The sequence below is a fragment of the Nocardioides dongkuii genome, from assembly GCF_014127485.1.
Lineage (GTDB): Bacteria > Actinomycetota > Actinomycetes > Propionibacteriales > Nocardioidaceae > Nocardioides > Nocardioides dongkuii.
Genome location: NZ_CP059903.1, coordinates 1951396 through 1970123, shown reverse-complemented (window position 1 = coordinate 1970123; position 18728 = coordinate 1951396). Strand labels below are relative to the sequence as shown.

General features: G+C 74.4%; 17 protein-coding genes. 7 read left to right on the top strand and 10 right to left on the bottom strand.

The genetic code is table 11. From position 1 onward, the window contains the following. Positions 1 to 9: 9 nt before the first annotated feature. Positions 10 to 2100, bottom strand: a complete 2091-nt coding sequence (locus H4O22_RS09495; protein WP_182526737.1) for an acyltransferase family protein — start codon at positions 2098 to 2100, stop codon at positions 10 to 12. 130 nt (positions 2101 to 2230) lie between these two features. Between H4O22_RS09495 and H4O22_RS09490 the strand changes: the two genes are divergently transcribed. Next, positions 2231 to 3580: an endonuclease/exonuclease/phosphatase family protein gene (locus H4O22_RS09490; RefSeq protein WP_182526736.1), complete on the top strand. Its 1350-nt coding sequence runs from the start codon at positions 2231 to 2233 to the stop codon at positions 3578 to 3580. A 15-nt stretch (positions 3581 to 3595) separates the two neighbouring features. On the opposite strand, the gene pheT is transcribed toward H4O22_RS09490, so the two are convergent. Together pheT and pheS are read right to left on the bottom strand one after the other, a co-directional pair. Further along, the gene (pheT, locus tag H4O22_RS09485; protein WP_182526735.1) at positions 3596 to 6085 is read right to left on the bottom strand and encodes a phenylalanine--tRNA ligase subunit beta; all 2490 of its coding nucleotides are present in this window, start codon (positions 6083 to 6085) and stop codon (positions 3596 to 3598) included. A gap of 10 nt (positions 6086 to 6095) precedes the next feature. Then, positions 6096 to 7193 (bottom strand): phenylalanine--tRNA ligase subunit alpha, encoded by a 1098-nt coding sequence (pheS, locus tag H4O22_RS09480; RefSeq protein ID WP_182526734.1) that lies wholly within the window; start codon positions 7191 to 7193, stop codon positions 6096 to 6098. A 187-nt stretch (positions 7194 to 7380) separates the two neighbouring features. Between pheS and H4O22_RS09475 the strand changes: the two genes are divergently transcribed. Next, the gene (locus H4O22_RS09475) at positions 7381 to 8214 is read left to right on the top strand and encodes a phytanoyl-CoA dioxygenase family protein (protein WP_182526733.1); all 834 of its coding nucleotides are present in this window, start codon (positions 7381 to 7383) and stop codon (positions 8212 to 8214) included. 38 nt (positions 8215 to 8252) lie between these two features. Here H4O22_RS09475 and H4O22_RS09470 read toward each other — a convergent pair whose 3' ends face one another. The 7 genes from H4O22_RS09470 to H4O22_RS09440 all read right to left on the bottom strand — a co-directional run bounded on the left by H4O22_RS09470 (position 8253) and on the right by H4O22_RS09440 (position 13724). Next, the gene (locus H4O22_RS09470; RefSeq protein ID WP_244963177.1) at positions 8253 to 9182 is read right to left on the bottom strand and encodes a GmrSD restriction endonuclease domain-containing protein; all 930 of its coding nucleotides are present in this window, start codon (positions 9180 to 9182) and stop codon (positions 8253 to 8255) included. A 391-nt stretch (positions 9183 to 9573) separates the two neighbouring features. Further along, complete coding sequence (locus H4O22_RS09465) at positions 9574 to 10644, bottom strand: sensor histidine kinase (RefSeq protein ID WP_244963176.1); 1071 nt, start codon at positions 10642 to 10644, stop codon at positions 9574 to 9576. Between the two features lie 20 nt (positions 10645 to 10664). Then, positions 10665 to 11450 (bottom strand): TrmH family RNA methyltransferase, encoded by a 786-nt coding sequence (locus tag H4O22_RS09460; protein WP_425325972.1) that lies wholly within the window; start codon positions 11448 to 11450, stop codon positions 10665 to 10667. 8 nt (positions 11451 to 11458) lie between these two features. Next, the gene (gene rplT / locus H4O22_RS09455; RefSeq protein ID WP_182526731.1) at positions 11459 to 11851 is read right to left on the bottom strand and encodes a 50S ribosomal protein L20; all 393 of its coding nucleotides are present in this window, start codon (positions 11849 to 11851) and stop codon (positions 11459 to 11461) included. A gap of 49 nt (positions 11852 to 11900) precedes the next feature. After that, positions 11901 to 12095 carry a 50S ribosomal protein L35 gene (gene rpmI / locus H4O22_RS09450; protein ID WP_182526730.1) on the bottom strand — a complete coding sequence of 65 codons (195 nt, stop codon included), beginning with the start codon at positions 12093 to 12095 and terminating at the stop codon, positions 11901 to 11903. Between the two features lie 79 nt (positions 12096 to 12174). Further along, positions 12175 to 12921, bottom strand: coding sequence for a translation initiation factor IF-3 (gene infC / locus H4O22_RS09445; protein ID WP_227466685.1), 747 nt, complete (start codon positions 12919 to 12921; stop codon positions 12175 to 12177). A gap of 269 nt (positions 12922 to 13190) precedes the next feature. Next, the gene (locus tag H4O22_RS09440; RefSeq protein ID WP_220451330.1) at positions 13191 to 13724 is read right to left on the bottom strand and encodes an SseB family protein; all 534 of its coding nucleotides are present in this window, start codon (positions 13722 to 13724) and stop codon (positions 13191 to 13193) included. Between the two features lie 63 nt (positions 13725 to 13787). On the opposite strand from H4O22_RS09440, the gene H4O22_RS09435 reads away from it, so the two are divergent. The 5 genes from H4O22_RS09435 to H4O22_RS09415 are packed head-to-tail and all read left to right on the top strand — an operon-like array spanning position 13788 to position 18712. Further along, entirely contained in the window at positions 13788 to 14216 is a 429-nt protein-coding gene (locus H4O22_RS09435; RefSeq protein ID WP_182526729.1) for a cellulose synthase, read from the top strand. Then, entirely contained in the window at positions 14216 to 15448 is a 1233-nt protein-coding gene (locus H4O22_RS09430) for an amino acid deaminase/aldolase (RefSeq protein ID WP_182526728.1), read from the top strand. Before H4O22_RS09435 ends, H4O22_RS09430 begins: the two co-directional genes overlap by 1 nt. Then, positions 15426 to 16013, top strand: a complete 588-nt coding sequence (locus H4O22_RS09425; RefSeq protein WP_182526727.1) for a uridine kinase family protein — start codon at positions 15426 to 15428, stop codon at positions 16011 to 16013. Before H4O22_RS09430 ends, H4O22_RS09425 begins: the two co-directional genes overlap by 23 nt. Before the next feature lie 18 nt (positions 16014 to 16031). Next, on the top strand, positions 16032 to 17765 hold the full coding sequence (locus tag H4O22_RS09420; RefSeq protein ID WP_182526726.1) for a sulfatase family protein: 1734 nt from the start codon (positions 16032 to 16034) through the stop codon (positions 17763 to 17765). A gap of 20 nt (positions 17766 to 17785) precedes the next feature. Further along, positions 17786 to 18712, top strand: a complete 927-nt coding sequence (locus H4O22_RS09415; protein WP_182526725.1) for an aldose 1-epimerase family protein — start codon at positions 17786 to 17788, stop codon at positions 18710 to 18712. Positions 18713 to 18728 lie beyond the last annotated feature (16 nt).

Here is an 18728-nt window from a genome sequence, read left to right as displayed (position 1 = left end):
AACCGGCGCTCAGCCGGCGCCCAGCAGGCCGTCGGTCGCCTTCGCCAGCCGGGCCGCGAGGGCCTCGGTGGCCGTCGCGGCGAAGGTGTCGGTGATGTGCGTGCCGCCGCGGTAGACCAGCACGTTGCCGATCACCGCCGGGCACTGCTCCCCGTCGGGGCACAGGACCGGGGACATGTCGACCACCTCGACCCCCGGCACCCGCTCGGCGGCGTCGACCTGGAGGGACGCACCGGAGCTGGTCTGGCCGGCGGCCTTGGCGTTCATGCAGCGGGTGAGGTCCTCGAGGTTCTCCTGGACGCAGTCGGGGACCGTGCCGCTCACCGGCGCCGGGGTGTCCAGGATCGGGACCAGCCGGGCCCCGCTGTCGACCACCCGCTGCCAGTAGGTGACCAGGCCGTCGACCATCGGCTCGCGCTCGTAGTCCGCCTCGGACTCCCCGCCCTCGGGGAGCGCCTTGGAGTGCCGGGTCACGGTCAGCACGACCTCGGGCCGCAGCTCCTCGATGGTGCTCAGCGCGCGCGGCGACCACGCGTCGCACGAGGGGTTGCGCTTGTCCTCGACCAGCCGGATCGCGTCGGCGAACGGGCAGCCGTTCTTCGAGATCAGCACCAGCCGCCAGCCCTCGCGGGTGGCGATCCTCTCGATCGGCGTGAACCACTGGACCGCCTTGGAGTCGCCGACCAGCACCACGGTGCGCGCGCTGTCCGTGTCGCCGAACTCGCAGACCTCGAACCCCTCGGCGTCCCGCGGCACCACGCAGCCCTCGGCGTGGGTGGCAGGCAGGTCGGCGTACGCCTCGAGCGGCGAGGGGCGCATCCTCTCGACCGTCCGGACGGCCGACCAGTCGGTGTCGGCGAAGCGGGGGTCCTGGAGGGCGCGGGCCCCGGGCGCCTCGCGGGGTGACGCCGGGCCGACCGTGTCCACGAGCGAGAACGACGCGACCAGGGCGACGCCGGCCGCGGCGGCCACGACCATGCTGAGCGCCCCGGCGGTGAGCGCCGGCCGCGGCCGGGCCAGCCGCGGCGCGCGCCGCAGCGGGTTCTCGACGTACCGGTAGGACAGCCAGGCGGGGACGGCGGAGGCCAGCACCACCAGCAGGCCCTCGCGGACCCGGAGGTCACCCCAGATCCCCTCGGCGGCGATGAGGAACGGCCAGTGCCAGAGGTAGAGCGAGTACGACAGCGCGCCGATCCACACGGCCGGCGCCAGGCCCAGCAGCCGGCCCACGCCCCAGGGCGCCGCGGTCCCGCCGCCGGCCAGGATCGCCGCCGCCGTGCCCAGCACCGGGAGCAGGGTCGCCGGCCCCGGCCACACGGTCGTCGAGTCGAGGACCAGCACGCTGGCCGCGACCGCCGCGAGCCCGAGCCAGCCCAGGACGCCGCGCACGGCCGCCGGCAGGCGGACCAGCGTCGGGAACGCGATCGCGAGGAGCGCCCCGACACCGAGCTCCCAGACCCGGGTGGTCGAGACGAAGAAGGCCAGCCCGGGCTGCGCCACGGCGTACGACAGGGTGAAGACGAAGGAGGCCACGGTCACCAGGCCGATGCCGACGAGCAGGGCGGTCCGCCAGCGGTGGCGGAACAGCGCCACCAGCGCGGCGATCAGCAGCGGCCAGACGACGTAGAACTGCTCCTCCACCGCCAGCGACCAGTAGTGCTGCACGGGCGACTGGCCGACCTGCTCGGCGAGGTAGTCGACCTCGCGCAGGCCGAGGCGCCAGTTCACGACGTACCCGGCGGCCGCGACGATGTCGCCGCCGTACTCCTTGCGGCTGGTCACCGGCAGCCAGAGGTAGGCAACGACGGCGCTGAACGCGAGCACCAGGGTGCTGGCGGGCAGCAGCCGGCGCGCCCGGCGGGCCCAGAAGTCGGCCAGCCCGAGTCGGCCGCTCCGCTCGATCTCGCGGACCATCAGGGAGGTGATCAGGAAGCCGGAGATCACGAAGAACACGTCGACGCCGACGTAGCCGCCCGGCGTCCAGGCCAGCCCCGCGTGGTAGATGAGCACGGAGAGGACGGCCACCGCGCGCAGGCCCTCGATGTCGGGCCGGAAGGCGGAGGGGGGCGCCTCCGCGGACCGGGGCCTCGAGGTGCTCACGCGGCTAGAGGCTAGTCGTCCGCCTCCCACTCCTGCCCCCTGGGAAGTCCCGTGTCGCGCCCGGCGCGCCGATAGGGTCGAGGAAACCCCTCCCCCTGCGCTCGCGCGGACCCGAGACCCAGGAGCCCCGATGGCCCGCCCTCCCCTCGCCCGCCTGGCCGCAGCGACCGCGACCGGTCTCCTGCTCTCCGGCCTCCTGGCGGTCGCGCCTTCCGGCGCGAGCGCCGTGTCCGTGCCGGCCGAGCGCCGGGCCCCGAACCCGACCGGCACCAACGCCGGCAGCCCCGCCAACGGCGTCGGCAACCTCAAGGTCAGCCTGGTCGCCACCGCGGACGGCCGGATCCGGGTCTCGTGGAAGCGGCCCGGCCCCGCGCGGCGGCTGAAGAAGTTCGTGGTCAAGGTCGGGCCCAGCCGGCACCTCGACGCCCGGGTGCGCACCTACCGGGTGAGCCGCACGCGGCAGTCGGTGGTCGTGGACCACGCCGCCGACGTGGTGCCCGCCTCCGGCAACTACACGTTCGTCCGGGTCTCCGCACACCGCCGGAAGGGCGGCTCTGGCGGCAGCCCCGGCAAGTGGATCCAGGCGCCGGTCACGACGCCGTGCACGGCCGCCCCCGAGGACCGGCTGACCGTCGCCACCTTCAACCTGCGCACCTGGGCGGCCGACAAGTCCGACGACCTCGCCAAGTGGTCGGTCCGGGGCCCGAACGCGGTCGCGGAGGTCCTGCGCAGCGGCGCCCGCGCCGTCGCCGTCCAGGAGGCCAGCGGCTCGACGAAACCCCAGTACGGCGGCCGCAGCCAGGCCCAGTGGATGCTCGACCGGCTCAACCAGGAGGACCCGGGCGCCCGGTGGGTCGACGCGCTCACCCCCGCGAGCTACAAGCCGCCGAAGGGCCGCAAGCCCGGGCTGGTCGGCACCCGCGTCTTCTACGACGCGAGCAGGTTCGACCTGCTGGACTCCGGACTGCACCGCATCGTGGTCCCCGGGTGGAGCAAGGACTCGCTGATCCCGTGGGCCCGGCTCCAGGCCATCGGCGGCGACCAGGCGCCGTTCGTGCTCACCTCGAACCACCTGCGGGTGGGCCCGGACCGGGCGGCGTACCGGATCCGGGTGCGGCAGACCAGGCAGACCCTCGGCCACGTCCGGGACCTCCGCTCGCGGTTCGGCGACACGGTGATCGTGGCGGGCGACCTGAACTCGACCGCGAACCAGCTGCCGATGAACTACGTCCAGCGGACGCTGATCCGGGCCGGCCTGTACGACGCGTTCGCGACCACCGACCTCGTCGGCGCGCAGTACCCCACGACCAACGGCTCGAGGTACCCGGTGCCGAAGACGCCGCTGAGGCGGGACTACATCCTCAGCTACGGGCCGGTCCAGGGGTCGTGCTCCTACCGCAACCAGGCCTACCAGCGCCCGTCGCAGGAGGCCTCCGACCACTTCCTGCAGGTCGCGACCCTGCCGCTCCCCGCGATCTAGCGGGGAGCGGCCGGGTCAGGCCCGCTGGACCGCCCCGGTGCGCTCCTCGGCCGCGGCCACCGCGGCGTCGCGGGCCGCGGCGATCTCGTCCTCGGTCAGGGTCCGGTCGGGTGCGCGGAACCGCAGGGCGAACGCCAGCGAGCGGTGGCCCGCGCCGACCTGCGCGCCGGCGTACACGTCGAAGAGCCGCAGCGACTCCAGCAGCGGGCCGGCGCCGTCGCGCAGCGCGGCCTCGACGTCCGCGGCGGGCACGGTCTCGGGGACGACCAGGGCGACGTCCTCCTTGGCGACCGGGTAGGTCGAGAACGACGGCGCGGGCCGCAGGTGCACCGCGTGCTCGAGCAGCACCTCGAGGTCGACCTCCGCGGCCACCGAGCGGGCCGGCAGGCCGAAGGCCGCACAGACGCGCGGGTGCAGCTCCCCCGCGTGCCCGACCACAACGTCGCCGAGCAGCAGCGCTGCGCAGCGGCCGGGGTGCCAGGGCGCCAGCGCATCGGCGCGGGTGCCGAGTTCGAGGCCGAGGGCGTCGGCGACCGCCCGCACGCCGCCGACGGCGTCGGTCCAGTCGACCGGGCGCCCCGGGCCCCACCAGCCGGAGGGCGCCGCCTCGCCGGTCGCGACCAGCCCGAGGTGCAGGGGCTGGTCCGGCAGGGCGGCCGTCAGCTCGGCGAGCTCGGCGTCGGTCGGGCGCCGGTCGACGGGAAGGATCGGGGCCGGGCCGGCGTCGCGGGGCAGGACGACCGAGGCCGTCTCGAAGATCGCGACGGAGCCGGACCCGTGCCCGACGTTCCGCGCTGCGGTGCGCAGCAGGCCCGGCAGCAGCGTGGTCGTCATCGCCGGGGCCTCCGCGGAGAGCGGGTTGGACAGCCGCAGCACCGAGCGGCGCGGGTCGTCGGCGTCCAGGCCGAGCGCGTCGAGGTCGGCGTCCCCGACGAACGGGAAGTCGACGACCTCGACCCAGCCGGCGCCGGCGAGGGTCCGGCCGACCCGGCGGCGCAGCGCCTGGGGACGGGTCAGTCCCCGACCGCCGGGCGCCTTCGGCAGCACCGACGGGATCTGGTCGTAGCCGCGGAGCCGGACCACCTCCTCGACCAGGTCGTACGGGTCGACGAGGTCCGGGCGCCAGGGAGGCGGGGTCGCCGCGAGGGAGTCGCCCTCGCGGACGACCGTGCAGCCCACGGCCTCGAGGTCGGCGACGACCTGCTCGGGGTCGATGTCCACCCCGGAGATGCGGGCCGGGAGCGAGGCCGCCATCGCGACCGGCTCGATCGCCGGCGGGGTGCCCACGACCGTGTGACCGGGGTCGGCGGTGCCCCCGCCGTACGTCGTCAGCAGCTCGACCACGCGGTCGGCGGCCGCCTCGCAGATCGTCGGGTCGACGCCGCGCTCGTTGCGCTTGCCCGCCTCGGAGCTGATCTTGTGGCGCTTGCCGGTGCGGAACATCGAGACCGCGTCCCAGTGCGCCGCCTCGACGAGGACCCGGGTCGTGGACTCCGACATCTCCGTCGTCGCGCCGCCCATCACGCCGCCGAGGCCGATGATGCCGGAGTCGTCGGTGACGACCAGGTCCTCCGCCGAGAGGGTGCGGCGGGTCCCGTCGAGCGTCGTGAGGGTCTCGCCCTCGGTCGCGCGGCGGATCCGCAGCGCGCCCTGGACCTTGTCCGCGTCGTACCCGTGGATCGGCCGGCCGGTCTCGAGCATCACGTAGTTGGTGATGTCGACGGCCAGCGAGATCGGCCGCATCCCGGCGGCGGTGATGCGCCGGGCGATGAAGTCGGGCGTCGGGGCCGTCGGGTCGAAGCCGGAGACCGTGCGTGCCACGAACACCGGGCACCCGGTCGGGTCGTCGACCACGACCGGCCAGCCGGCGTCGTCGGCCGGCGGTACGTCGCGCAGCGCCGGGTCGCGGAACCCGCTCGCGCCGGCCACGGAGACCTCGACGTCCCGGGCGATGCCGCGCAGCGAGAGGCCGTAGGCGCGGTCCGGGTTGACCTCGAGCTCGATGATCTCCTCGTCGAGGCCGAGCAGCGGCCGGACGTCCTGGCCGGGCTCGCCGGAGTCGGGCGGCAGCACGATGATGCCGTCGTGGTCCTCGCCCAGGCCCAGCTCGGCGGCCGAGCAGATCATGCCGGCCGACACGTGGCCGTAGGTCTTGCGCGCGGAGATCGCGAAGCCGCCGGGCAGCACCCCGCCCGGCAGCACCACGGCGACCAGGTCGCCGGGTGCGAAGTTGTGGGCGCCGCAGACGATGCCCTGCGGCTCGCCGGTGCCGTTCGCGTCGCCGACGTCGACGGTGCACCAGTTGATGGTCTTGCCGTTCTTCTGCGGCTCGGGCTCCATCGTGAGCACCCGGCCGACGACGAGCGGGCCGGTGATCTCGGCGCCGGGGCTGTGGATCGCCTCCAGCTTCAGCCCGGTCATCGTGAGCCGCTCGGTGAGCTCCTCGGTGGTGACGTCGGCGGGGACCTCGACGTACTCCTTGATCCAGGACAGGGGGGCCTTCATCGTCGATTCCTCAGATCTCGGTGCCGAAAGAGGCGCTGAAACGGACGTCGCCCTCGAAGAGCGGACGCAGGTCGCCCAGGCCGTGGCGGAACATGAAGCTCCGGTCGATGCCCATGCCGAACGCGAAGCCGGTGTAGACCTCGGGGTCCACGCCGCACGCGACCAGCACGCGCGGGTTGACCACCCCGCAGCCGCCCCACTCGATCCAGCCCTCGCCGCGGCAGGTGCGGCAGTCGGCGGAGTCGATCCCGCGGCACACGAAGCAGCGCACGTCGACCTCGGCGGACGGCTCGGTGAACGGGAAGTACGACGGCCGGAAGCGGGTGTCGATGCCCTCGCCGAAGAGCTGGGCGGCGAGGTGGTCGAGCGACCCCTTCAGGTGGGCCATCGTGATGCCCTCGTCGACAACGAGTCCCTCGACCTGGTGGAACATCGGGCTGTGCGTGGCGTCGTACTCGTCGGTGCGGAAGACCCGCCCCGGGCAGGCGACGTAGATCGGCGGCCGGCGGGTGAGCATGGTGCGCGCCTGGACGGGCGAGGTCTGGGTGCGCAGCACGACGTGGTGGTCGACCGGCTCGGTCCAGAAGGTGTCCTGCAGGGTGCGGGCCGGGTGGTCGGGCCCCAGGTTGAGGGCGTCGAAGTTCAGCCACTCCGCCTCGACGACCGGACCCTCCGCGATCTCCCAGCCCATGGCCACGAAGATGTCGGCGATCAGCTCGGACTGGAGCGTGATCGGATGCCGGCCCCCACGGCGTGCCCGGTCGGTGGGCAGCGTGACGTCGACGGCCTCCTCGACCAGCATCCGCTCCTCGTGCTCGGCCTCGAGGACCGTCTGCCGCGCGGCGAGCGCCTTGTTCACGGCGCCGCGGGCCTGGCCGATCCGCTGCCCGGCCTCCTTGCGCGCCTGCGGCGGGAGGGCCCCGATCTCGCGGTTGGCCAGCGCGAGCGGCGAGCGGTCACCGGTGTGCGCGGTGCGCACCTGCTTCAGCGCGTCGAGGTCGGTCGCCGCCGCGATCGCGGCCAGCGCGTCGTCGCGGGCGGCCTCGACTTCCTCCGGCTTCAACGGGGTGACCTCCACGGGGTCGTAATCGGTGTTGGGACCCGACATCACTGCCTCTCCGACCTCTCACGAGGACCACGCGCGCGCCGGCTGCGCCGGCGACCGGGCAAGTCTAGGAACCCCCGCCGCCGGCACGCGAACCGGTTCCGTCCGCGGGGCCCTGCGCGCGGCGCCGGACGTGCACACTGAAGTGTCGTACGTCACACCTACTCCGCAACCCCTCTCGGGAGGACCCATGACCGCCACGGCACTCGAGGTACCGATCGACATCGACGTGATCCGGGAGACCATCCACACCGACGGCATCATCGGCTGCCCGGGCGCCTTCTCCCGCGCGTGGGTCGAGCAGCTGCGCGAGGACGTCGAGGCGGCCTTCGCCGAGGCGCAGTCCCGCGAGGGTGGCGCGGTGGGGCGCGGACCGAACCGCTACTACGTCGAGATCCACCCCGAGGCCCTGCGCGGCTTCGTCGACCTCGTCGACCACCCGTGGGTCCGGGCGACGTGCGAGACCGTCCTCGGCCCCGACTACCAGATCGTCGAGGTCGGCTTCGACATCCCCTTCGCGGGTGCGCAGAACCAGCCGTGGCACCGCGACTTCCCGGCGCCGCGGGAGACCCTCGAGGAGGGTCGCCTCACCTCGCTGGCCTTCAACGTGACCTGCGTGGACACCGAGGAGGACATGGGTCCCTTCGAGATCGCCCCGGGCACCCACTGGGACGAGGGCGAGGAGTTCGACCACGGGATGTTCCCGCCCAAGAACGAGTACAGCCGCTTCGAGGAGCGCGCGGTCCGCAAGTACCCCCGGATGGGCGACATCTCGGCCCGCTCGGCGCTGACCGTCCACCGCGGCACCAGGAACGAGTCGGCGACGTCGCGTCCCGTCCTCGTCCTCGGTGTCGACGCCCCCGGCGCCGGCAACGACGAGAAGCACGACCTCGCGGTCACCCGCACGTACTGGGAAGGCCTGCCCCAGCGGGTGCGCGACCACCTCGACTGCCCGATCGTCGAGGAGCTGACCCCGATCACCCAGAAGCACACCATCGAGGGCCTGGTGATGGGCGAGGCCTGAGCGTCCGCGGTGTCGCGCCTCAGGTCGAGCGGGTGGACCTACTCGCAGGCGACACCGTCGCCGTCGCCGTCCAGGTGCGCGCCGTACCCCGGATGACCCCGGCGCACGGGCGTGGCGCCGGCCGCGCGGGCGGCGGTGCAGCTCTCGAAGGCCGACGCGCCCCCGGGCGTCCCGGCCGGCGGGGTGCCCGTCACCGGCGCCCCGGGGTCGCCGAGCTCGTGGTCGACGCGCACGGGCGCCCCCGACCCCGGCACCGGGGCCTGGCCCGGGCAGGACGCGAGCACCCGCTCGATCGCCTGCCGCTCCGCGGGCGTGACCCAGAGGCCGTACTTCGCCTTCACCCCCACCTGGCGCGCGACGTAGGAGCATCGGAACCGCTTGCTCGGCGGCAGCCAGGTGGCCGCGTCCCCGTCGCCCTTCTGCCGGTTGGCGGAGGCGTCGACCGCCAGCAGGTTCATCGGGTCGTTGGCCAGCGCTGCCCGATTGCGGATGTCCCACCGGTGCGCGCCGGTGGCCCACGCGTTCCCCAGGGCCACGACGTGGTCGATGTCCACCAGGGTCCCGTCGCCGTAGACGAAGTCGATGCTGGTCGCGGTGTAGGGGTCCTCCAGCGTCCCGGCGGTCACGACGCAGTCCCGCGAACCCGCTCTCACCGCGCGGTCGGTGAGCTGCTCCCGGAGGACGTCGTTGCGGGTGTCGCAGCCGTTGCGGTCCGCGTCCAGCCAGGCAGGCCCGAAGTGGGCGCGGTCGTAGCCGGTCATCGGCGCACGGCCCTTCACCGGCAGGCTCGCCAGCAGCGCCGCGGCCGTGGTCGCACCGGAGCCGGTTGCTCCTGGCGCCGCGGGCGAGGGAGCGGGTGAGGCAGCGGGCGAACCGGGTGCGGCCGGGTCCGTGCCGGCGTGCGGCGTCTCGATCGGGTCGAGCCCGCACCCGCTCGTCAGCGCGAGCGCCGCCACGAGGGCCGTCACCGTCCGCGCCCACCGGCGTACCGGGCGGACAGGCACGCCGGACGTTGGCGGCAGGAGGTCGAGCACGGGACGAAGCATCCCCGAAGGCCCACGGCACGCGTCACGCGGCTCGCGCGCCGCGGCTCCGGACGTCCTACGAACCGGTCGCCACAGCAACCACCTCGTACGACGTCCCGCGCAACGTCCGCGCAACGTCATGCGAACCGGTCGCCACAGCAACCACCCCGTACGACGTCCGCGGATGGCGGCGGTCGCGGCGCCGGACGTCATACGAACCGGTCGCTATTGCCGCCATCTCGTACGACGTCCCGCGCAACGTCCGCGCAACGTCATGCGCCCCGGTCGCCACAGCAACCACCTCGTACGACGTCCCGCGGGCCGGCGCCGTGCCTCACTCCGCCCGGCGGTCCTCCCCCGGCCAGCTGGTGACGATGCGGGCACCGCCGCCGGGACGGTCCTCGATCACGATGTTGCCGCCGTGCGCGCGGACCAGGCCGTGCACGAGGTAGAGCCCGAGCCCGGAGCCGCCGCGCACGCCGCCCTTCCAGAACTTCGTGAAGACGCGGCGACGCAGCTCGACCGGGATCCCCTCGCCCTCGTCGTCGACCGTGACCTGCACACCCGGGCCGTCGCCGACGGTGGTGGGGCGCAGCGTCACGCGCACGGTGCCCTCGCCGTGCCGGACGCCGTTCTCGACCAGGTTCGTGACCACCTGGGTGAACTTGTCGGGGTCGACGTGCACCTCGGGCAGGTCCGGGCCGACGTCGAGCTCGATCGGGCGCGCGGTGCCGGCGGCGACCGAGTCCACGATCCGGCGCACCAGGACCGCGGCGTCCGAGGGCCGCGGGTAGAGCTGGAGCCGTCCGGTGTCGATCCGGGCCACGTCGAGCAGCTCCGCGATCAGCCGGCTGAGCCGGTCGGAGTCCGCGTGCACCGTGTGCAGCATCAGGATCTTCTGCTCGTCGTTGAGCTTGTCCCAGCGGTTCAGCAGCGCCTGCACGAACCCCTTCACCCCGGTCAGCGGCGAGCGCAGCTCGTGGGCGACGGTCGCCACCAGGTCGGAGCGCTCGCGGTCCAGGCGCGCCCGGCCCCGGCCGGAGCGCAGCGTGACCACGACCCGCGACACCGGGCGGTCGAGCGCGGCGCGGTGCAGCCGCGCCGCGACCAGCACCTCCTCGCCGTCGGGCAGCAGCCAGGACTGCTCGGGGACGGCGGTGCGGGTGGCGAGCCCCTCGTAGGGCCGGTTGAGCCGGTACCAGTGCTGGCCCTCCTGGTCCTGCAGGGCCAGCACGTCGCCGAGCTCCCCGCCGACCGCGTCGTCCGCGGCGACGCCGAGCATCTGCGCGGCGACCTGCGAGACCAGGGTGACGACCCGGTCCTGGTCGGCCACCACGACGCCGTCCGGCAGTGCGTCGGCGAGCGCCTGGGCGCTGTGCTCCGGGTCTCGCGCGGGGTCGGCCACGCGGAGCACTGTACGGCGGGTCAGGCCCGCTGGGCCCGCGCCGAGGCGTACAGGCAGAGCGCGGCGGCCGTGGAGAGGTTCAGGCTCTCGGCGCGCCCGTGGATGGGGATCCGCACCCGGTGGTCGGCCAGGTCGGCGAGCTCGGACGGGAGCCCGCGCGCCTCGTTGCCGAACAGCCACGCGGTCGGCGCCGCCAGCAGCTCGTCGGCCTCGAAGAGGTCGACCTCGCCGTCGCCGTCGGCGGCCAGCACGGTCAGCCCGGCGGCCTGGGCGGCACGGACGGCGGCCTCGGCGTCGGGCTCGACGGCGAGCGGCAGGTGGAAGAGGCTGCCGACGCTGGCCCGGACGGTCTTGGGGTTGTAGGCGTCGACCGAGCTGCCCGCGAGGACGACCAGGTCGGCGCCCGCGGCGTCGGCACTGCGTACGACGGTGCCGGCGTTGCCCGGGTCGCGGACGTCGGCGCAGATCGCCAGCAGCCGGCGCGGCGTGCTGAGCAGGTCGGCCAGCGGCCGGTCCAGGTGGCGGCAGAGCGCCACGACGCCGGCCGGGGTGACGCTGTCGCTGAGCGAGGCCAGGCCCCGGTCCTCGACCAGGGTCCAGGGGACGCCGTCGGGCAGCGCCGCGACCAGGTCGGGGTGCTGCTCGGTGGCGGCGACGGTGGCGAAGACCTCGACCACGCAGCCCGGCGCGGACAGCGCGCCCTCGACGGCCTTCGGGCCGTCGGCGAGGAACAGCCGCCGCTCGGTGCGTACCGAGCGGCGGCTGAGCCGACGCGTGTCCTTGAGGCGGCTGTTGCCGGCCGCCAGGGGGGCGGTCAGACCGTCGCCTCCGCCTTGGGGGCGTTGACGTCCTCGGGGAGGGCGGCCTTGGCGACCTCGACGAGGGCGTTGAACGACGCCACGTCGTTGACGGCCAGCTCGGCCAGGATCTTGCGGTCGACCTCGACACCGGCGAGGCCGAGGCCCTGGATGAACCGGTTGTAGGTCATGCCCTGGGCGCGAGCCGCGGCGTTGATCCGCTGGATCCACAGCTTGCGGAAGTTGCCCTTGTTCTTGCGGCGGTCGTTGTAGCTGTAGACCAGGGAGTGGGTGACCTGCTCCTTGGCCTTGCGGTACAGCCGCGAGCGCTGGCCGCGGTAGCCGCTGGCCCGCTCGAGGGTCGTCCGGCGCTTCTTCTGGGCGTTTACCGCCCGCTTGACGCGTGCCACTGTGTTACTCCTTGGTGCTCAAAGACGAATGGGGTGCGGAGAGGGAGGGCTACAGGCCCAGCATCTTCTTCGCGCGGGGGACGTCGGCCTTGGCGACCTCGACGGTCCCGCTCAGCCGACGGGTGACCTTGGACGCCTTCTTCTCCAGGTTGTGGCGCTTGCCGGCCTTCTCGCGAAGGATCTTGCCGGACCCGGTCACGCGGAAGCGCTTGCCGGCACCGGAGTGGCTCTTGTTCTTCGGCATCTCTGTCTCTCTCTCAACGGTCCTGGCCGGCACGGTGGTGCCGGCAGGAGCTGCTCGGGCGGTCTGGACGGGCGTGCGCTCAGGCTTCGATCTCGGGATCGAGGTTCTCGGAGCGACCGCGCTCCTTCTTCTGCGCCACGGGGCCGGCGGCGTGCGCGGCGTCGCGCTCGGCCTGCTCCTCGGCGACGACCGCGGCGCGCTCGGCGGCACGGGACTCCTTGGCCGCCTGGGCGTCGACCTTGGCGTCGGCCTTCTTCTTGTGCGGGCCGAGCACCATGACCATGTTGCGGCCGTCCTGCTTGGGCGAGGACTCCACGAAGCCGAGGTCGGCGACGTCCTCGGACAGGCGCTGCAGCAGCCGGAAGCCCAGCTCGGGGCGGTGCTGCTCGCGACCGCGGAACATGATCGTGATCTTGACCTTGTCGCCGGCCTTCAGGAACCGGACGACGTGGCCCTTCTTCGTCTCGTAGTCATGGGCGTCGATCTTCGGACGAAGCTTCATCTCCTTGATGATGACGTTCGTCTGGTTCCGGCGCGCCTCACGAGCCTTCTGGGCGTTCTCGTACTTGAACTTCCCGTAGTCCATGAGCTTGCAGACCGGGGGGCGGGCCATCGGGGCGATCTCGACGAGGTCGAGGTCGGCCTCCTGGGCGAGGCGCAGGGCATCGGCCGTCGGCACGATGCCGACGGTCTCGCCGCTGGGTCCAACGAGGCGGACCTCGGAAACCCGGATCCGGTCGTTGATACGAAGCTCGGTGCTGATGTGTCCTCCAGTGGTCAGGTGGTCGGACTCCGCGTCCCCGGGCCCAGATGGCCCGAAAATCAACGAAGGCTCCCGCTGTCTCAAGCGGAAGCCAGTCGCGACACGTCACCGCGAGGTGATCGCACCACCGAGGACGGCCGCCGGACGTCGAGCGCCTGGCGAGGTCTTCGGGACCGGACCCGACGACCTGTGGAGCAGTGCGGTCGATGCGGGTGGGAGACGATGTAGCAGAGCCTCCGCTTGCAGACCGGTCCTCCGTGCAGGCACGACGGGCCGATCGGTCTTCCCCAGGATAGCCGATGACCGGGCGGACCCACCAATCCGGCGCAGGGCTACGGCGTCCCCTCGGCCGGCGCGATCCAGCCGTACCGCTCCCCCACCCGCGCGAGCGTCCATCCGGCGGCCAGCGCGGCGAGGTCCTCGCCTTCGATCACCAGGGTGGTCGGGCCGGCCAGGTCGACCACGAGGGCGGCCGCCCCTTCCTGGATCGCCGACTGCGCGGCGAGCCGGGTCGGCACCGGCACCGGTCGCGCCTGCGGGTCCCAGGCCCCCAGCGTCTCGGTGCCGGTGAACGCGAGCAGCGCCAGCCGTCCGTCGGCGCCGGTCAGCAGCACCGCGGCCATGTCGCTGGTCTTGTCGTGCGCGAGGCCGGCCTCGTCGACCTCGACCTCGCCGAGCACTGCCACCACCGGCACCAGCACCCGGCTGCGCTGCAGGGCCGCGACCGCTCCGGCGTACGCCGCGGGGTCGCCGCGGCGGTCGGCGTACGCCGCCAGGGCGGAGGCGACCTCGTCCGGCACCGCGCCGGTGTCGTCGGGGAAGGCCGGCCCGAGCAGGCTGCGTCGCTCTCCGCCTCCGGTGTCCACGGGCCCATCCTCCCCCGCGCCGCCTGGCGGCGCGGTGCCGCCCCGTGTGGGACGCTGGGGTGCGTGGACGACGCGAGCTGGGCAGCGCTGACCCTGAGCCTGACGGTGCTGGGCGGGATCTGGACGTGGTTCGCGTTCCGCCGCCGTGGCCTCGCCTCCGGCGTGCGGGGGCTGGGCCTGACGCTGCTGCCGCTGGCGGCGTACCTGACCAAGACGCTGCGGATGTTCACGCGGATCGTGGACGCCGTCACCGACTGGGCGCTCGCCCTCGCCTTCAGCCCCACCGTCTGGGCCGGCGTGCTGCTGGCCGGAGCGTCGGTGGCGCTGCTCGTCGGCGCCCGGGCGCTGGAGTCCCGCTCGCCGCGGTCCGGCGCTCGCCCGCCGAAGCGGCTCGACCGGTCCGGGAAGCCTGCGACGGGCACCGCCCCGGCGATCGCGGACGACGACCTCGCCGACATCGAGGAGCTGCTGCGCCGCCGGGGGATCTCCTGATGCTCGCCGACCTGCCCGCCGACTCCTCCGTCGAGCGCCACCGGCTCTGGGCGCGCCTCGACGGCGCGGTGGCGGCGCACCCGACGCCCCTGCCGACCCCGCTCGCGGTCGTCGACCTCGACGCGTTCGACGCCAACGCCGACGACCTGGTCCGCCGCGCGGCGGGCAAGCCGCTGCGGGTCGCGTCGAAGTCGGTGCGGGTGCCCGACCTGCTGCGCCGGGTGCTCGCCCGGCCGGGCTTCGAGGGGGTCCTCTGCTACACCCTCGCCGAGGCACTCTGGCTGGAGGAGCAGGGGATCAGCGACGACCTGGTCGTGGCCTACCCCACCGTCGACCGCGAGGCGCTGGCCCGGCTGGTGGCCTCGCCGCAGGCCGCCGACCGGATCACGCTCATGGTCGACGACGTCGCCCACCTCGAGGTCGTCGACTCGGTGCGGTCCTCGACCGCGGTGCCGGTGCGCGTGGCGCTCGACGTCGACGCCGGCCTCCGGCTCGGGCCGTCCCACGTGGGCCCGAAGCGCTCCCCGCTGCTCGAGGTCGAGGACGTCGTCCGCCTCGCGCGCGCCGTCGTCGACCGTCCCGGCTTCCGGCTGGTCGGCGTGATGACCTACGAGGGCCAGGTCGCCGGGGTCCCCGACGTCGTCCCCACCCAGCGGGCCAAGTCGCTGGTGGTGCGGCAGCTGAAGGCGGCCTCGGTCTCCCAGCTCGGGGTCCGGCGCCGCGACATCGCCGACGCGCTCGCCGACCTCGTCGACCTGGAGTTCTGGAACGCCGGCGGCTCGGGCTCGGTGGAGACCTCCGCCGCCGACCTCGTGGTCACCGAGATCGCCGCGGGCTCGGGCCTGCTGGTGCCGACGCTCTTCGACCACTACCGCTCGTTCCGGCCCCGGCCGGCGGCGTTCTTCGGGCTCCCGGTGACCCGGCGACCCAGCGAGCGGGTCGCCACCGTCCACGGCGGCGGCCTGGTCGCCTCCGGGGCGACGGGCGCCGACCGGCTGCCGACGCCGTGGGCCCCGGCCGGCCTGGAGCTCACGTCGCTGGAGGGGGCGGGCGAGGTGCAGACCCCGCTGACCGGTCCCACCGCGGCGCGGCTGCGGATCGGCGACCTGGTCTGGTTCCGGCACGCCAAGTCCGGCGAGCTCTTCGAGCACACCACCTCCGCCCACCTGCTCGCCGGCGACGCCCTCGTCGGCCAGACACCCACCTACCGTGGTCACGGCCTCGCCTTCTGAGACCGCGCTGCGGCTCGCGCTCGCCCGGCCCGCCCGGCTGGGCGGCGGCAGGCTGATCTGCGTCGACGGGCCCGCCGGGTCGGGGAAGAGCACCCTCGCCGCCGGGATCGCCGCGCTCGACCCCCGGACCGTCGTGGTCACCACCGACGACCTGCTCGACGGCTGGGACGGACTGCCCGGCCTGCCCGCGCTGCTCGACGACCTGCTGGCACCGCTCGCCCGCGGCGAGGACTCGTCGTACCTCCGCTACGACTGGCACGCCGGGCGGTACGCCGAGCGGGTCGCCGTCCCGCGGACCCCGCTGCTCGTGGTCGAGGGGGTCGGGTCGGGCGCCCGGGTGCTCGCGGACCGCCGGTCGCTGCTCGTCTGGGTGAGCGCTCCCGACGACGTGCGGCTGCGGCGCGGGCTCGCCCGCGACGGCGCCGCCGTCGCGCCGCACTGGCGGCGGTGGATGGCCGCCGAGGCCGCCCACTTCGCCGAGGAGGGCACGGCCGCGGCCGCCGACCTGCGCGTCGACGGCGCCACCCACCAGATCGAACCGCTCCGAAGCCAACCCATCGGCTGACCGAGGCGTCCTACTCCCGTGAAGGTCTCCCGCCCGGTCCTCGCCGCCCTCGCCGTCCTGGTGGGGGTGGCCCTGGTGGCCCTCACGCTGGTCGCGGTCTCCCCCGACCGCCCCGCCCCCGGCGCTCCGGCGCCGGCGGCCCCCGCGACGTCCCCGACGGCGACGACTGCGCCGCCGCTCCCGGCGCGCGAGGCCCGGGTGGAGCGCCCGAACATCGTGGTCGTGATGGCCGACGACATGCGCGCCGACGACCTGCAGTTCGCGCCCGCCGTACGCCGCCTGGTCGGCCGCACCGGGGTCACCTTCGCCAACTCGTTCTCGCCGTACCCGCTGTGCTGCCCGGCCCGGGCGTCCTTCCTCACCGGCACCTACGCGCACAACCACCGCGTCTACTGGCACGAGCCGCCCTCGGGCTACGGGGCCTTCGACGACTCCCGCACGCTCGCCACGTCGCTGCGGGCGCGGGGCTACCGCACCGGGTTCATCGGCAAGTACCTCAACCGCTACGGGCTGGACACCTCGCGGGTGAGCGGCCGCCCCTCGCACACCTACGTCCCGCGGGGCTGGGACGAGTGGCGAGCCGCGGTCGAGAACCCGGGCGGCCTCGGGTTCAGCGGCGGCACCTACGACTACCTGGACACGCCGTTCAACGTCGACGGCCGGATCGACGACGGGTACGGCGGCCGCTACCAGACCGACGTGATCGGCGACTTCTCCGTCGGCATGGCGCGCCGGCTCGCGGCCCGCCGGGCGCCGTTCCTGATGTACGTCAACTACGTCGCGCCGCACGTCGGCGAGCCGGTCGAGGCCGACGACACGCGGGACGTCCGCAACGACGACGGCGACCTGGTCGACCTGCGCTCGCCGGCGCGGCCCGCCTGGGTGCGGGGCCGCTTCGACGCGCTGATCCCGCGCGGGCGGGGTCTCCCCCGCGGCGGCGGGCCGGCGGAGCGCGACGTCCGCGACAAGCCGTCGCCCTTCGCGGACCTGCCCGAGGTCAACGCCGCCGAGCGCCGGGGCCTGCGCGACCTGACCCGGCAGCGCGCCGAGTCGATCTACGTCATGGACCGGCAGGTGGCGCGCCTGGTCCGGGAGCTCCGGCGGTCCGGGGCGTGGTCGGACACCGTCCTCGTGTTCACCTCCGACAACGGCTACTTCCTCGGCGAGCACCGGCAGCGCTCCGGCAAGGTGCGCGCGCACGAACCGTCGCTGCGCGTGCCGCTGCTGGTGACCGGCCCCGGGCTCCGCCGCGGCGCGACCTCCTCGGACCCCGTGACGACCGTCGACCTGACCGCGACCCTCCTCGACCTCGCCGGCGCCCGCCCGCCCCGCCGCCTCGACGGGCGGAGCGTGGCCGACGCCCTGCGGGACGGGGACCAGGGCTGGCTGCGGCCGGTGCTGACCGAGGCCACGCACACCGGGGGCGTCGGCCGGCGGTCGCCCGGCTTCGCCGGGCCGCGGACCTCGATCGGGGTGCGCACCGGGCGCTACTCCTACGTGCGCAACCGCGCGGGGACGCACGAGCTCTACGACCTGTGGCGCGACCCCCTCCAGCTGCGCAACGTGTACGGCGAGCGCTCCTACCGGGCCGACCAGCGGCTGCTGCAGGAGGTCTGGTGGCGGCTACGCAACTGCCGGGGTGCCGGGTGCCGGGTGCGGCTGCCGGAGTCGCTGCAGCTGGACGCTGCGTCGCTGGGGCGGCGCACCCGCGCGTACTGGCGTGCCGTGGACAGGACCTACGGCTACCGCTGAGGTCTCTCTAGGGTGGACCGATGCTCCCCCCCAGCGGCGACCAGTTCGAGATCGCGGCGGGCGGCTACCGCGCCGTCGTCACCGAGAGCGGCGGGGCGCTCCGCCTGCTCAGCCATGCCGGCCGCCAGCTCGTCGACGGTTTCGACGAGCGCGCGACGTCCTCCGGGGGCCGGGGGCAGCTGCTGGTCCCCTGGCCGAACCGGGTCCGCGACGGCAGGTACTCCTTCGGGGGCGCGGAGCACCAGCTCCCCCTCACCGAGCCGGCCCGGCAGAACGCCTCCCACGGCCTGGTCCGCTGGGTGGCGTGGACCCTGGAGGAGCACACCGCGCACTCGGTCTCCCTCACCTACCGGCTGATGGCGCAGACCGGCTACCCGTGGCTGCTGGACCTCCGCGTCGTCTACGACCTCTCCGCCGACGGGCTCACCGTCACCCAGACCGCGACGAACCTGTCCCCGGAGCCGGCGCCGTACGCCAGCGGGGCGCACCCCTACCTCGTGGTGGGGGCGGGTCCCGTCGACGGCCTCGAGCTCACCCTGCCGGCCGCCACCCGGCTGCCGCCCGACCCGGAGCGGCTGCTGCCCACCGAGCGCGAGCCGGTGGACGGCACGCCGTACGACTTCCGGGTGACCCGCCCGCTGCGCGACGTACGCCTCAACGACGCGTTCACCGACCTCGAGCGCGACGAGCGCGGCGTGGCGACCGTGGTGCTCCGCGACCCCGGCTCCGGGCTGGGCGTGGCGCTGTGGGTCGACGACCGGCACCCGTGGCTGCTGGCCTACACCGCCGACGACGTGTCGGTCACGGCCCGGCGCTCGCTGGCGGTGGAGCCGATGACCGCTCCCCCGGACGCGCTCCGCTCCGGCGACGACCTGGTGGTGCTGGGCGCGACCGGGTCCGCCGACGACGAGGTCTCGGCGACCTGGGGCATCCGCGCGGTCGACTGAGCTCCGGCGCGTCCCG